Source organism: Pseudomonas abietaniphila (genome assembly GCF_900100795.1).
GTDB classification, from domain to species: Bacteria; Pseudomonadota; Gammaproteobacteria; order Pseudomonadales; family Pseudomonadaceae; genus Aquipseudomonas; species Aquipseudomonas abietaniphila.
The window spans coordinates 605,112-617,645 of sequence record NZ_FNCO01000001.1 but is presented as its reverse complement, the minus strand read 5'-3'; the positions used below and the strand labels follow the sequence as shown (position 1 = coordinate 617,645).

The window sequence follows — 12,534 nt, the reverse complement described above, 5'->3', positions numbered from 1 at the left end:
CGCGATGAACAACCCACACATCGTCACCGAGCCGGCCGTCGCCGACGCGCCGCCCAAACCCGCTCGGGGCAAGCGTCTTATCCTGTTGTTACTCGCGGCTGCCATCCTGGTCGGCGCGGTCCTGTTCGGTATTCACTGGTGGACCGTCGGGCGCTTCCTCGAATCCACCGACGACGCCTATGTCGGCGGCGACGTGACGGTGATTGGTCCGAAGGTCCCTGGTTACATCACTGAACTCAAAGTGGTCGACAATCAGTTCGTACACGCTGGCGACCTGCTGGTGAAAATTGACGACCGTGATTACGTGGCGGCCCTCAACAAGGCCGAAGGCGCAGTCGCTGCGCAACAAGCCTTGCTGGCCAACCTCGACGCCACCGAACAGTTACAACACGCCGTCGTCAGCCAGGCGAAGGCCGGCATCGATGCCGCCAATGCCGAAACCGTGCGTTCGCGGGACGATCAGGTTCGTTACCAGGTCTTGTCCGGTCGCTCGGCCGTGTCAGTGGAAAGCTTTCAGCGCGCCGACGCCACCTATAAGACAGCTCAGGCAAACGGCGCAAAAGCGCAGGCGTCAATGCTCGCCTCGCAACGCCAACTGGACGTGATTGCCACTCAGAAACAACAAGCCCGCGCAGCCCTTGAGCAGGCCAGGGCCGAACGTGACATGGCACGCCTGAACGTCGGTTACACCGAGCTGCGTGCTCCGGTCGACGGCGTGATCGGCAACCGCCGGGCACGGGTCGGCGCGTATGCCGCCGCCGGCACTCAGCTGCTCGCTGTCGTACCGGCCACCGGTTTGTGGGTCGACGCCAACTTCAAGGAAGACCAACTGACCCACATGCACCCTGGCCAGGCAGTCACCATTGAAGCCGATGTGTTGCCCGGTCAGGTGTTCCACGGTCATCTGGACAGCCTCGCCCCCGCCACCGGTTCGCAATTCAGCGTGCTGCCGCCGGAGAACGCCACCGGCAACTTCACCAAAATCGTTCAGCGGGTTCCTGTAAGGGTTTATCTGGATGGCGAAGACGGCAAACTCGGCAAACTGCGCCCTGGTCTGTCGGTGATCGCCGAAGTCGACACCCAGGCCGATGCTCAAAACGAACACGTCGCCAGCGCCGCTGACGGGAACAAAGCCCCATGAGCGCCGCAACCGCCAATGCCAGTGCACCGGCTGCAAAACCCAAAGGCCCGGTAGACGCCGCGTCGATGGCCACCGCGGCCAAGGTCTTCGCGTTCGCCAGCATGTGCCTGGGGATGTTCATTGCGTTGCTGGACATCCAGATCGTCTCCGCCTCGCTGCGTGACATTGGCGGTGGCTTGTCGGCGGGGTCCGATGAAACCGCTTGGGTGCAGACCAGCTACCTGATCGCCGAAATCGTGGTCATCCCGCTCTCCGGCTGGCTTGCCCGGGTGTTCTCCACTCGCTGGCTGTTCTGCGCCTCGGCCGTCGGCTTTACCCTCGCCAGCCTGTTGTGCGGTCTGGCCTGGAATATCCAGAGCATGATTGCGTTTCGTGCGCTGCAGGGCTTCCTCGGCGGTTCGATGATCCCGATGGTGTTCACCTCGGCGTTCATGTTCTTCACCGGCAAGCAGCGCGTCATCGCGGCGTCCACCATTGGCGCCATTGCTTCGTTGGCGCCGACCCTTGGCCCGGTCATCGGCGGCTGGATCACGGACGTGTCATCGTGGCACTGGTTGTTCTACATCAATCTGGTGCCCGGCATCTTCGTTGCCATCGCGGTGCCGATTCTGGTGAACATCGATTCGGCGGACCTGAAGCTGCTCAAGGGTGCCGATTACATCAGCATGGTCTTTCTAGCGCTGTTTCTGGGCTGCCTGGAATACACCCTTGAAGAAGGCCCGCGCTGGAACTGGTTCAGCGATCAAACCATCCTCACCACTGCCTGGATTTCCGGTCTGTCGGCGATTGCGTTCATCAGTCGCACGTTGATGGTGAATAATCCGGTCGTCGACCTGCGCGCCCTGAAAGACCGCAACTTCGCCCTCGGTTGTTTCTTCTCGTTTGTCACCGGTATCGGCCTGTTCGCCACGATTTACCTGACGCCGCTGTTTCTTGGCCGCGTGCGTGGCTACAGCGCGCTGGACATTGGCGAAGCCATCTTCTCCACCGGCGTGTTCCAGTTGGCGGCCATTCCGGTCTATGGCTTCCTCGCCAACCGCGTCGATCTGCGCTGGATCATGATGTTCGGCCTGTCACTGTTTGCGCTTTCGATGTGGGACTTCTCGCCCATCACCCATGACTGGGGTGGACACGAACTGCTCCTCCCGCAAGCCATTCGTGGATTTGCCCAGCAGATGGCCGTACCGCCGACCGTGACCTTGACCCTGGGCGGTCTGCACCCGTCGCGCCTGAAGCAGGCGTCCGGGCTGTTTAATCTGATGCGAAACCTGGGCGGCGCTATCGGCATCGCGGCCTGTGCCACGATCCTCAACGACCGCACCAACCTGCATTTCACCCATTTGGCCGAGCACCTGAACACCACCAACGAGGCCATGAACAACTGGCTGTCCACCGTCGCCGGCAACTTCGCAGGTTTGGGACAGAACACCGCCGACGCCAGTAACTCCGCGCTGCATCAGCTCTGGCTGCTGACGTACCGCGAGGCCCAGACGCAGACCTACGCCGATGCGTTTCTGGCGATCATGGTCTGTTTCATCATTGCCGTGGCCATGGTGCCGCTGATGCGCAAAGTCGCTCCACCGGCCGCGCCCTCCGCCGATGCTCATTGAGACCGCCATGAACAGCCCCTTCCCACTTTTCGCATCACGTTTCGAGGACAGCCCCATGAACACTCTGGCGTCTCGTTTCAAACGCACCGGCCTTTTTGCCCTGAGCGCCCTGTTTATCGCCGTCGCCGGCTGCACCGTGGGTCCGGATTACACACAACCGGAAAACACCCTGACCGCGTCATACCAGAACCAGACCCTGTTGCAGCAGCGGGTCGGCGAAACCCCCGCCCCGGCGCTGGACACCTGGTGGACCGGCTTCAATGACCCGGAACTGACGCGCATCATTCAGCGCGTGCTGGATCAGAACCTCGACCTGGCAAAATCCTTCGCCCGTGTCGAGCAGGCGCGCGCCGTCGCGCAACAGGCAGGCGCCATCCGGCTGCCGCAAGGTGCACTGGACGCCAAGGCGGTCCGTCAGCGTCAGTCCACAGAGAGCTCGCAGGGTCAGGTGGGCAGCACCTTTCCCGGTTATGACCGTAACCAGACCCTGGAAACCATTGGCGTGGGCGCGAGCTGGGAAGCTGACCTCGCAGGCGGTTTGAAACGTGGCGAAGAAGCCGCGGTAGACGAAGCCCAGGCCGCCGAGGCAAACCATGTGGGTGTGCGGATTTCGGTTGCTTCAGAAGCGGCCGACGCCTACTTCCGTATTCGTGGTGCCCAGCAGCGGTTGGCCGTGGCCGAAGATCAGGTCAAGACTCAGAATGGCCTGCTTGATCTGATCAAAGACCGCATGGGCAGTGGCTTGTCCACCAACCGTGAACAGGCCCAGGCCCAGGCGCTGGTGTTGCAGGCCCGGGCGACGATCCCGCCGCTGCGCACCGAGCTGGCGACTCAGCTCAATCGTCTGGATGTGTTGATGGGTGCGCAGCCCGGCACTTACGCTCAGGCACTCAAAAACAGCCCGCAGCAGTACAGCGTGCCCACCATCAGCGACTCCGAAGGCCCGGCCGAGCTGCTGCGCCGTCGCCCCGACGTGATCGCCGCCGAACGTAAGCTCGCAGCCTCCAACGCACGGATCGGTGCGGCCATTTCCGAGTACTACCCGAAGGTGTCGTTGTCCGGGTTGCTGGGGTTCGACACCGCTCACAGCGGCCAATTGTTCACGTCGTCAGCGTTCCAGCCACAAGCGATCCTCGGCCTGCACTGGCGGCTGTTCGATTTCGGTCGCGTGGACGCCGAGGTCGCACAGGCCAAAGGTGCCAACGCCGAAGCCTTGGCCGAATACCGTCAAGTGATGCTCAAAGCCACCGAGGACGTCGAAAACGCCATCGTCACGCTGGTAGAGCTGGAACAGCAGCGGGTCGAAGTCGATCAGGAAGTCACTGCCCACCAAACCGCCCGCGACGCGGCGCAGGATGCCTACAAAGGGGGTGCGATCAGCCTCGTGGAAGTGCTTGATGAGGATCGCCAGCTATTGGTCTCACGGGATCAATTGGCGCAACTGCACGCCAACGATGCGCGCGCGGCTGTTTCCACCTTCCGCGCACTGGGAGGCGGCTGGCCGCAGGCGAGCAAAGAGAACGTGGCAAAACGGTAAGGTCGGTAAACCGAGCGCGCAGACGTGTGACGGCTGCGCAGCCCCTCGTCGACAAGGTTCGGGAGTGCGCTTGCCCGCGATTTGCCAAAGGCCGGCAGCGCCTGCGCTGCCGGCCGAGGGCTGGAACGTATTAACCCTTGATGAATTCCAACAGGATCTTGTTGATCTCTTCCGGCTGCACATTGCACATGCCGTGAGCGCCGCCTTTCACCACATGCAGGGTCGAGCCCTTCACCAGTTCGTGGCTCTTGTAGCCAGACGCGACGATCGGCACGATCTGGTCGTCGTCACCGTGCAGGATCAGGGTCGGGACGTCGATCTTTTTCAGGTCTTCGGTGAAGTCGGTTTCGGAGAACGCCTTGATGCAGTCGAACTCGCCTTTGACGCTACCGAGCATGCCGATCGACCAGAACGAATCGATCGCGCCCTGGGAGGTTTTCGCGCCGTCGCGGTTGAAGCCGAAGAACGGCACCGCGAGGTCTTTGAAGAATTGCGAGCGGTCGGCGGTGAAGCCGGCGCGGATGCCGTCGAACACGTCCATCGGCAGGCCTTCAGGGTTGGCCGCGGTTTTCAGCATGATCGGTGGAACAGCGCCGATCAGGACGGCTTTGGCCACACGCGAGGTGCCGTGGCGACCGATGTAGCGTGCGACTTCGCCGCCACCGGTGGAGTGGCCGATCATGATTGCGTCTTTCAGGTCCAGCGCTTCGAACAGCTGCGCCAGGTCATCGGCGTAGGTGTCCATGTCGTTGCCGTCCCAGGTCTGCCCCGAACGACCATGGCCGCGACGGTCATGGGCAATGACCCGGTAACCGTTCTGACCGAGGAACAGCATCTGTGCGTCCCAGGCGTCGCCGTCCAGTGGCCAGCCGTGGGAGAACACGATTGGCTGGCCGGTGCCCCAGTCCTTGTAAAAAAACTCGGTACCGTCTTTCAGGGTCAAGATAGACATGGGACGCAATCCTCGGGAACTGTGTAGGGAAGATTGAGCGTAGTCCGGGATTGTGAACGTGACTTGAAGTTATGTGCTTGTTTCAAGCCTGGTGCGGATGACCTGGGGGAGCGAATTCATTCGCGATGCGGGTGCAGACGCCAACTATGTCTCGGCTGTTCTGGCCTCTCGCGAATGAATTCGCTCCCGCAGGGAATTGCTTGCGGTCAGATGCGGCCGCGATGGGCGCTAGACCTCCATACCGTCTCGAGCCACGTGCACACCGTCCGGAAGCTCCCCGGCATGCTGGATCAGCCATGCATCCAGCGTGTGTCCGACGTGGGTCAGCACCGCCCGCTCAGGCTTCAATGCCTCGATGATCTGCAACGCCAGGTTCAAATCATTGTGATTGCGCGGCGCCTGCGGTTGCGGCGGCATCGAGCAGTCCAGGACCAGTGCGTCCAGTGCCTGGCGCTGCAGATACGCCGTGGTGTCGGCGGGCAACCCCACCGTGTCGGTCAAGTACGCCAACCGCCGCCCACCGCCTTCCAGCAGATAGCCCAAGGTCGGTTTCGAATGCAACAACGGCAAGGCCGTGACGCTGAGCTCGCCAAACAGGCGCGTTTCAAACGCCGAGAACGGCTGGCTGAAATCCAGAATCCCCGGGTGTTTATAGAGGTCCGACAGCCCTTCCGGATCGGCCGGGCCATGCACGGGAATCACCAGCCCCTGCCCCCAGCGTAAATGCAACAAGCCCTGGGCGTGGTCCGCGTGGTAATGGGTCTGGAGGATGCCGCTGAAGCTGCGCGGCGGGAACCGCTCGGTGAGGTCTGGCAGGCCGCTGTCGATCAACCAGCGTTGATCACCCAGCTCCACCAGCGCCGAGCAGGGTCGTCGACGCAGACGTGCATCGGCATGGGCCGCCTGACAGGCCGGACACTGACATCCGTAGACCGGCACCTGCCGCGCATCCCCCGTCCCCAACAAGGTCAAACGCATGCGTGCTCCCGATCGATTCGTTGCAGCAAGCGGGTGACGGTGTGTTCCAGCGCACCGGAGTTGTCCAGCACAATCACTGACGGAACATCGGCGAGCAGGTCATCGGCGAATTGCGCGTTGCGCGTCAATCGCTCTTCGACCTCGTCCGCCGACTCCCGACCTCGCGCCAGCAGCCGTTGACGAAGCACCGCCTGATCAACCGACAGCAGCACCACCAGCAGATCCGGATAGCGCTCCCGGGCCTGTGATAGATGCCCGCGCGAGCCGTTGATCAACACGTCGTGACCGTCCGCCAGCCATTGATCGATCTCTTTCGGTATCCCGTAGTGCAGGCCGTTGGCGAACCAGTCCAGGGCAAAAGCGCCTTCAGCCTGCAACTGGTTGAACTGCTCGACGCTGACCGCCTGCGCCGCTTCGCCCTTGGCTTCCGCCGAACGGGTGATCACCCGGCGCACGATCCGGCAACCGCGTGCGGCCATCGGTTCGCGCGCGGCATCCAGCAGGCTGTCCTTGCCCGAACCGGACGGTCCGATGAGATAGATCAACCTGCCTGCCATCAAAAAACCCTCTTCGCTTGTCGCCAGACCTGCCGGATCACCGGCAGCGTGCCCACGGCGCGGGCATGGATCAGGTCGGCACGCAGCCCGACGCGGATTTCGCCGCGATCCTGCAAACCGGCCGAACGTGCCGGGGCCAGACTGACCGTGGTCACGGCTTTGGCCAGCCCTGCCCCGGATGCCTGCTGTTCGTGGTCCAGTTGCGCACCCAGCGCAAAGGCCGCCTGCAGCAGGCTGGCCGGATAGTAATCGCTGGAGAGAATATCCAGTAGCCCTTCTTTAGCAAGGGTGGCCGCTGCAATATTGCCCGAGTGCGAACCGCCCCGGACGATGTTCGGCGCGCCCATCAGCACGCTCATGCCCAGACGACGACACGCTTGCGCGGCGTCCAGCGTGGTCGGGAACTCGGCGATGCTCATGCCGTAACCGGCTGACTCCTCGACGTGCTCGACCGTCGCGTCGTCGTGGCTGGCGACCGACAGCCCGCGCTCCAGGCAAATGTCGACGATCGCGCGGCGGTACCGATCACTGTAGATCTTCGAGTTGGCGACTTGCTCGACGATGAATTCATCCATCTGTTCGCTGCTCAGGTGGTACTTACCCATGTAGTACTCACGGTACTTGGATTCAAGGGCAAACTGACGCTGACCCGGCGAATGGTCCATGGTCGAAACCAGTTGCACCAGGGGCTGCTCCACCAGATCGCGGAACACGCTCAACGTGTCCGGGTGACAGACCTCGCAACGCAGGTGCAAGCGGTGTTCGGCACGGGTCATGTCGGCGGCATTGGCCTGGGCGATGGCCTCGACCATGCCGGGCAGTTGCTGCATGCGCTTGCCCTTGGGGTTGACGTCGCCGATGGACAGCGCGTCGAACACCGTGGTGATGCCCGCCGCGATGATCTGCGCGTCATGGCTCATCACCGCCGAGGCCGACGGCCAGTCCACACCCGGACGCGGGCTCAGGTGTTTTTCCAGGTTATCGGTGTGCAGTTCAACCAGCCCCGGCAGCAGGTAATCGCCGTCCAGGTCCTGTGCCTGAGGCAGATGGCTCACGCCGGTCTGAACATCGCTGATCAGGCCGTCGCGAAGGACCACGGTGCCGGTGAACACCTGATCGGCAGTGACGATTCTGGCATTCGTCAGGATCTGTTCGTTCAGCATTGCAGTAACTCCTTCGCAGTCAGGTCGAGCGGTGTCATGTCCAGATGGCGGTCGGACACCGCCTCGCGAGCCAGACGGTCATGGAAAATGCCGATCACGGCAGCACCGGCAGCTTTCGCTTCGTTGATCAGCTCCAGCACCACCTGGCGATTGCTGTCATCCAGCGACGCCGTGGGTTCGTCCAGCAGCATCACGGGCCACGGCACCATGAAACCCCGTGCAATGTTGACCCGTTGTTGCTCGCCCCCGGAGAAGGTCCCCGGCGCCAGTTGCCACAGGCGCTGCGGGATGTTCAGACGGCTCAGCAGGTGTTCGGCACGGGCCTGGGCCTGTTCACGGTTCCAGCCCCGGGCCAAGGCGGGCTCCATCACCACATCCAGCGTCGCGACACGGGGAATCACCCGCAGAAACTGGCTGACGTAACCCAGCGTCTGTTGCCGTACCGCCAGCACGTCGCGCGGCTCGGCGCCGACCAGCTCCAGCCATTGGCCCTGATGCTGCACGCGGATGCTGCCGCCTGCGGGCAGATAATTGCCATACAACGTGCGCAACAGCGTGCTTTTACCGGCGCCGGAATGGCCGTGCAAGACCAGGCACTCACCTCCGCGTACGGCGAAACTCAAACCGCGCAACACGTTCAACACCACCCCGTTCTGCTGATGCAGGGTGAAGGTTTTCGAGAGGTCACGGACCTCGATCAGCGTGTTCATTGGGACACCTAACAGTCAAAGGCTGAATTCAAATCAGGGCTGCAGCACCGAGGACACCAGCAGTTGCGAATACGGGTGCTGCGGGTCATCGAGGATCTGGTCCGTGAGACCGGTTTCCACCACGTGAGAACGGCGCATCACCATCAAGCGGTCGGCCAGCAGACGGGCCACGGCCAGGTCGTGTGTCACGATCACCACGGCCAGGTCCAACTCACGCACCAGGCTGCGCATCAGGTCCAGCAACCGCGCTTGCACCGACACATCGAGGCCACCCGTCGGCTCGTCCATGAACACCAGACGCGGTCCGGAAACCAGGTTGCGGGCAATCTGCAGACGCTGTTGCATGCCGCCGGAGAACGTCCGGGGCAGGTCGTCGATACGGGCCGGATCGATTTCCACCTGATTGAGCCAGTCGAGGCCGGCTGCACGCAGTTGCTGATAATTGCGCACGCCCTGAGCCATCAGGCGTTCACCGATGTTGGCGCCCGCCGACACCGCCATGCGCAGACCGTCACGGGGGTTCTGCTCGACGAAGCCCCATTCGGTGCGCAGCAACGTGCGGCGCTCGGCTTCACTGGCGCTGTACAGGTCCAGCCAGGCGCCTTGTGTGGTGCGGTAATCGATGACACCACGGTCCGGGGGGCAGCGACCGCTGAGCAGCGAAAGCAGCGTGGATTTGCCCGAGCCGGACTCACCGACAATGCCGAGCACCTCGCCTGGGTACAGCTCGAAGCTGACGTCCTGACAGCCCTTCTCCAGGCCGTACAGTTTGGTCAGGCCATTGACCTTGAGCAGCGGTTGCGTGCGATCCGCGACCGTCACCTGAGAAACCTTCTGAGCGGCGTTCATTGGCCCTCCCTCCCCTCATTGACCCGCTGCGCGCAGTAGTCGGTGTCCGAACAGACGAAGCTCTGGGTGCCCTGATCGTCGAGAATCAGCTCATCGAGGAACGAGTCCTGGCTGCCACAGATGGCACAGTTGTGTTCCCACTTTTGCACCTCGAACGGGTGATCCTCGAAGTCCAGGCTGGTAACGCGGGTGTAAGGCGGCACCGCATACAGACGCTTTTCACGGCCTGCACCGAACAGCATCAACGCCGGGCTCATGTCGAGTTTCGGGTTGTCGAATTTAGGGATGGGCGACGGGTCCATCACGTAACGCTCGTCCACGGTCACCGGGTAGGCATAAGCCGTCGCGATGTGACCGAACGTGGCGATGTCTTCGTACAGTTTTACGTGCATCACGCCGTAGTCGTTCAGCGCGTGCATGGTGCGGGTTTCGGTTTCCGAGGGCTCGATGAAACGCAGTGGCTCGGGGATCGGCACCTGATAGACCATGATCTGATCGGCTTGCAGGGGCGTCTCCGGGATGCGGTGGCGGGTCTGGATGATCGTCGCCTCCGGCGTGCGCTCGGTGGTTGCGACGCCAGCGGTGCGGGCGAAGAAGCGGCGGATTGACACGGCGTTGGTGGTGTCGTCGGCGCCCTGATCGATGACTTTGAGCACGTCTTCGGCACCCAGGATCGCGGCGGTCAGTTGCATGCCGCCGGTCCCCCAACCATAAGGCAGCGGCATTTCACGCCCGCCAAACGGCACTTGATAGCCGGGAATTGCCACGGCTTTGAGCAGGCCGCGACGGATCATGCGTTTGGTCTGCTCATCCAGATACGCGAAGTTGTACGCCTCGTCGCGCTGTGGGCGAGACTGCGGCCGAGGTTGCGTAGCGGCATTCATTGGGCCTGCTCCTTGGAGGGCTTGCGCAGTTTGCGGATCAGTTCCACTTCGGCCTGGAAATCGACGTAGTGCGGCAGTTTCAGGTGCGAGACGAAACCTGAAGCTTCGACGTTGTCGCAGTGCGCGAGCACGAATTCTTCCTGCTGCGCCGGTGAGATGATTTCCTCGGCGTATTCGCCAGCGCGCAGCGAACGGTCCACCAGCGCCATGCCCATCGCCTTGCGCTCGGCATGACCGAACGCCAGGCCATAGCCGCGCGTGAATTGAGGCAGCTCGGTGGCGGAACCGACGAACTGGTTGACCATCTCGCACTCGGTGACTTCGATGGCGCCGATGGCGATCGGGAAGCCCAACTCTTCAGGCTCGATCCAGACCTCGACGCCTCCGACCCGTATCTCGCCCGCAAACGGGTGGTTGCGGCCGTAGCCACGTTGCGTCGAATAACCCAGTGCCAGCAGGAAGCCTTCGTCGCCCCGGGCCAAGGCCTGCAAACGCTCTGCACGGCTGGCCGGGTATTCCAGCGGTTCGCGGGTGATGTCGGCGACCGGCGCGCCGGTGTCGGCCTCTTCCTTGATCAGCCCTTCCTTGGCGAGCAAGCCCAGCACCCGCGGGCAAGCCTCTACAGTGGCATCCGGTTTGCCTTGCGGCCCTGGGTATTCACCTTCGGCCAGCAGGGTGAAATCCAGCAGACGGTGGGTGTAGTCGAAGGTCGGCCCCAGCAACTGCCCGCCCGGAACGTCCTTGAAGGTCGCGGACAGACGACGGTTGAGCTGCATCGACGAGGTGTCGATCGGCAGGCTCGCGCTGAAACGCGGCAGCGTGGTGCGATAAGCGCGCAGCAGAAAGATCGCCTCGACCAGATCGCCGGCCGCCTGTTTGATCGCCAGTGCGGCCAGTTCTTCGTCGTACAGTGAGCCTTCGGTCATGACCCGGGCGACGGCCAGCGGCAGTTGCTGACGGATTTGCTCGACGCCGAGCTCCGCCACCGTGGTGTCGCCCCGGCGCTTCTTCGCCAGCAGCTTGTGAGCATTGTCGATGGCCTGCTCGCCACCTTTGACGGCAACGTACATCAGGCACCTCCTTTCTTGAACGCGACCTGGGTGCTGCGCGGCAGGCCCATCAGTTCGCTGCCCGCGAGGAAGAACACGTCGATGCCACGGGGGAAATCGTTGTGCGCTTCACGTTCTTCCCAGAACGCTTCCTGCAACGGCAGGCTCACATGATTCCGGGTTTCGATGCCGGGACCGCGCAGGGCCACCTGACGCCCGCCCTGCAGACTCGGCAGCTGAATCAGCAGCGTGCAGGACTGGTCGGGATAACGGTCGTTGCCCAGATCGAAGCCACTGAGGTCGTGCAGTTGGCTGTCGTCCAGCAGGGCAAAGCGCGCATTCTGCCGGTCGCTGACGATCGGGCAGCCACAATGAAAGGTCAGGTTGGCGCGAATCGCCTGGGTGTCGAACCTCGGTGCCAGCCACAGCGGTGTGTCGATATCCAGCAGCGCGAGGCACAGCGCATGACTGGCCGATGCCAGGCCTTCAAGGTGCGGCGGGGTCTGCGCTGACAGCAGGCTTTGCGTGACGCCGGGACCTGCCAGGGCCTTGAGGGCGGCACGAAAACTGCGCTGGGCATCCAGCACGGGGTCAGCGAAAGCAGGCTGCAAAAGGGTCGCACTCATCAGTTTTCTCCTCTGACCAGCGTGAAGAACTCCACTTTGGTCGCTGCGGTTTCGGCTTGTTGTCGGGACCGGCGCGCGGCTTGCGCCTGGGCCAGCGGTTCAATCAGCTCACGCATCCAGTGAGCCTGTTGCGCACCTTGCAAATGCGCATCGGCCAACGCGGCCAGTTCGGCATGGGCCTTATCGCGCCCCGCCAGATAGCTGTAACCGGTGCGGCCATCGGCCAGGCGCACGACACAACGCGTCACGCTCATTTCACCGACGTTGAACGGGGCGCCGCTGCCGCCCATGCGGCCACGAACCAGGGTCATGCCGATTTCAGGCGCGCGAATCAGCTGGTATTCGGCGTCACGCAGCGCGTTTTCATGGGGCAGCAACTCGGCGCGATGGGTGCGCGAGAGCACGCCGATCCAGTGCTGACGGGCAGCATGCTCAGGCGCGGTAGCGGGAACAGATGTGGCAGTCATCGAGGGCATCT

General features: G+C 62.9%; 13 protein-coding genes. 3 read left to right on the top strand and 10 right to left on the bottom strand.

Annotated features, from left to right (window positions below):
* Window positions 1–4 precede the first annotated feature (4 nt).
* From BLS87_RS02520 to BLS87_RS02510, 3 genes are read left to right on the top strand one after another with little or no spacing between them, the layout of a single operon-like run.
* Complete coding sequence (locus BLS87_RS02520; RefSeq protein ID WP_074749855.1) at window positions 5–1,141, top strand: HlyD family secretion protein; 1,137 nt, start codon at window positions 5–7, stop codon at window positions 1,139–1,141.
* The gene (locus tag BLS87_RS02515) at window positions 1,138–2,751 is read left to right on the top strand and encodes a DHA2 family efflux MFS transporter permease subunit (RefSeq protein WP_074749853.1); all 1,614 of its coding nucleotides are present in this window, start codon (window positions 1,138–1,140) and stop codon (window positions 2,749–2,751) included. Before BLS87_RS02520 ends, BLS87_RS02515 begins: the two co-directional genes overlap by 4 nt.
* Before the next feature lie 55 nt (window positions 2,752–2,806).
* On the top strand, window positions 2,807–4,288 hold the full coding sequence (locus BLS87_RS02510; protein WP_074750247.1) for an efflux transporter outer membrane subunit: 1,482 nt from the start codon (window positions 2,807–2,809) through the stop codon (window positions 4,286–4,288).
* A 130-nt stretch (window positions 4,289–4,418) separates the two neighbouring features.
* Here the strand turns inward: BLS87_RS02510 and BLS87_RS02505 are convergent, their stop codons facing one another.
* The 10 genes from BLS87_RS02505 to phnG all read right to left on the bottom strand — a co-directional run bounded on the left by BLS87_RS02505 (window position 4,419) and on the right by phnG (window position 12,523).
* The gene (locus BLS87_RS02505; protein ID WP_074749851.1) at window positions 4,419–5,240 is read right to left on the bottom strand and encodes an alpha/beta fold hydrolase; all 822 of its coding nucleotides are present in this window, start codon (window positions 5,238–5,240) and stop codon (window positions 4,419–4,421) included.
* A gap of 228 nt (window positions 5,241–5,468) precedes the next feature.
* Window positions 5,469–6,218 (bottom strand): phosphonate metabolism protein PhnP, encoded by a 750-nt coding sequence (gene phnP / locus BLS87_RS02500; RefSeq protein ID WP_074749849.1) that lies wholly within the window; start codon window positions 6,216–6,218, stop codon window positions 5,469–5,471.
* On the bottom strand, window positions 6,209–6,775 hold the full coding sequence (gene phnN, locus BLS87_RS02495; protein WP_074749847.1) for a phosphonate metabolism protein/1,5-bisphosphokinase (PRPP-forming) PhnN: 567 nt from the start codon (window positions 6,773–6,775) through the stop codon (window positions 6,209–6,211). The genes phnP and phnN overlap by 10 nt, the downstream gene beginning before the upstream one ends.
* Window positions 6,775–7,938, bottom strand: coding sequence for an alpha-D-ribose 1-methylphosphonate 5-triphosphate diphosphatase (locus BLS87_RS02490; protein ID WP_074749845.1), 1,164 nt, complete (start codon window positions 7,936–7,938; stop codon window positions 6,775–6,777). Before BLS87_RS02490 ends, phnN begins: the two co-directional genes overlap by 1 nt.
* Window positions 7,932–8,648: a phosphonate C-P lyase system protein PhnL gene (gene phnL / locus BLS87_RS02485; RefSeq protein WP_074749843.1), complete on the bottom strand. Its 717-nt coding sequence runs from the start codon at window positions 8,646–8,648 to the stop codon at window positions 7,932–7,934. Before phnL ends, BLS87_RS02490 begins: the two co-directional genes overlap by 7 nt.
* 33 nt (window positions 8,649–8,681) lie before the next feature.
* Window positions 8,682–9,497: a phosphonate C-P lyase system protein PhnK gene (gene phnK / locus BLS87_RS02480; RefSeq protein ID WP_074749841.1), complete on the bottom strand. Its 816-nt coding sequence runs from the start codon at window positions 9,495–9,497 to the stop codon at window positions 8,682–8,684.
* Window positions 9,494–10,381 (bottom strand): alpha-D-ribose 1-methylphosphonate 5-phosphate C-P-lyase PhnJ, encoded by an 888-nt coding sequence (locus BLS87_RS02475; protein WP_074749839.1) that lies wholly within the window; start codon window positions 10,379–10,381, stop codon window positions 9,494–9,496. The genes phnK and BLS87_RS02475 overlap by 4 nt, the downstream gene beginning before the upstream one ends.
* The gene (locus BLS87_RS02470; RefSeq protein ID WP_074749837.1) at window positions 10,378–11,451 is read right to left on the bottom strand and encodes a carbon-phosphorus lyase complex subunit; all 1,074 of its coding nucleotides are present in this window, start codon (window positions 11,449–11,451) and stop codon (window positions 10,378–10,380) included. The genes BLS87_RS02475 and BLS87_RS02470 overlap by 4 nt, the downstream gene beginning before the upstream one ends.
* Window positions 11,451–12,056, bottom strand: a complete 606-nt coding sequence (gene phnH, locus BLS87_RS02465; RefSeq protein ID WP_074749835.1) for a phosphonate C-P lyase system protein PhnH — start codon at window positions 12,054–12,056, stop codon at window positions 11,451–11,453. The genes BLS87_RS02470 and phnH overlap by 1 nt, the downstream gene beginning before the upstream one ends.
* On the bottom strand, window positions 12,056–12,523 hold the full coding sequence (phnG, locus tag BLS87_RS02460) for a phosphonate C-P lyase system protein PhnG (RefSeq protein ID WP_062382544.1): 468 nt from the start codon (window positions 12,521–12,523) through the stop codon (window positions 12,056–12,058). Before phnG ends, phnH begins: the two co-directional genes overlap by 1 nt.
* Between the last annotated feature and the right edge of the window lie 11 nt (window positions 12,524–12,534).

What these genes read in the sequence shown, in the direction of transcription:
- BLS87_RS02520 (WP_074749855.1), top strand. Translation starts at nt 5, where the DNA reads ATGAACAACCCACACATCGTCACCGAGCCGGCCGTCGCCGACGCGCCG.
- phnP (WP_074749849.1), bottom strand. Translation starts at nt 6,218, where the DNA reads ATGCGTTTGACCTTGTTGGGGACGGGGGATGCGCGGCAGGTGCCGGTC.
- BLS87_RS02510 (WP_074750247.1), top strand. Translation starts at nt 2,807, where the DNA reads ATGAACACTCTGGCGTCTCGTTTCAAACGCACCGGCCTTTTTGCCCTG.
- phnG (WP_062382544.1), bottom strand. Translation starts at nt 12,523, where the DNA reads ATGACTGCCACATCTGTTCCCGCTACCGCGCCTGAGCATGCTGCCCGT.
- BLS87_RS02505 (WP_074749851.1), bottom strand. Translation starts at nt 5,240, where the DNA reads ATGTCTATCTTGACCCTGAAAGACGGTACCGAGTTTTTTTACAAGGAC.
- BLS87_RS02475 (WP_074749839.1), bottom strand. Translation starts at nt 10,381, where the DNA reads ATGAATGCCGCTACGCAACCTCGGCCGCAGTCTCGCCCACAGCGCGAC.
- phnN (WP_074749847.1), bottom strand. Translation starts at nt 6,775, where the DNA reads ATGGCAGGCAGGTTGATCTATCTCATCGGACCGTCCGGTTCGGGCAAG.
- phnK (WP_074749841.1), bottom strand. Translation starts at nt 9,497, where the DNA reads ATGAACGCCGCTCAGAAGGTTTCTCAGGTGACGGTCGCGGATCGCACG.
- BLS87_RS02470 (WP_074749837.1), bottom strand. Translation starts at nt 11,451, where the DNA reads ATGTACGTTGCCGTCAAAGGTGGCGAGCAGGCCATCGACAATGCTCAC.
- BLS87_RS02490 (WP_074749845.1), bottom strand. Translation starts at nt 7,938, where the DNA reads ATGCTGAACGAACAGATCCTGACGAATGCCAGAATCGTCACTGCCGAT.
- phnL (WP_074749843.1), bottom strand. Translation starts at nt 8,648, where the DNA reads ATGAACACGCTGATCGAGGTCCGTGACCTCTCGAAAACCTTCACCCTG.
- phnH (WP_074749835.1), bottom strand. Translation starts at nt 12,056, where the DNA reads ATGAGTGCGACCCTTTTGCAGCCTGCTTTCGCTGACCCCGTGCTGGAT.
- BLS87_RS02515 (WP_074749853.1), top strand. Translation starts at nt 1,138, where the DNA reads ATGAGCGCCGCAACCGCCAATGCCAGTGCACCGGCTGCAAAACCCAAA.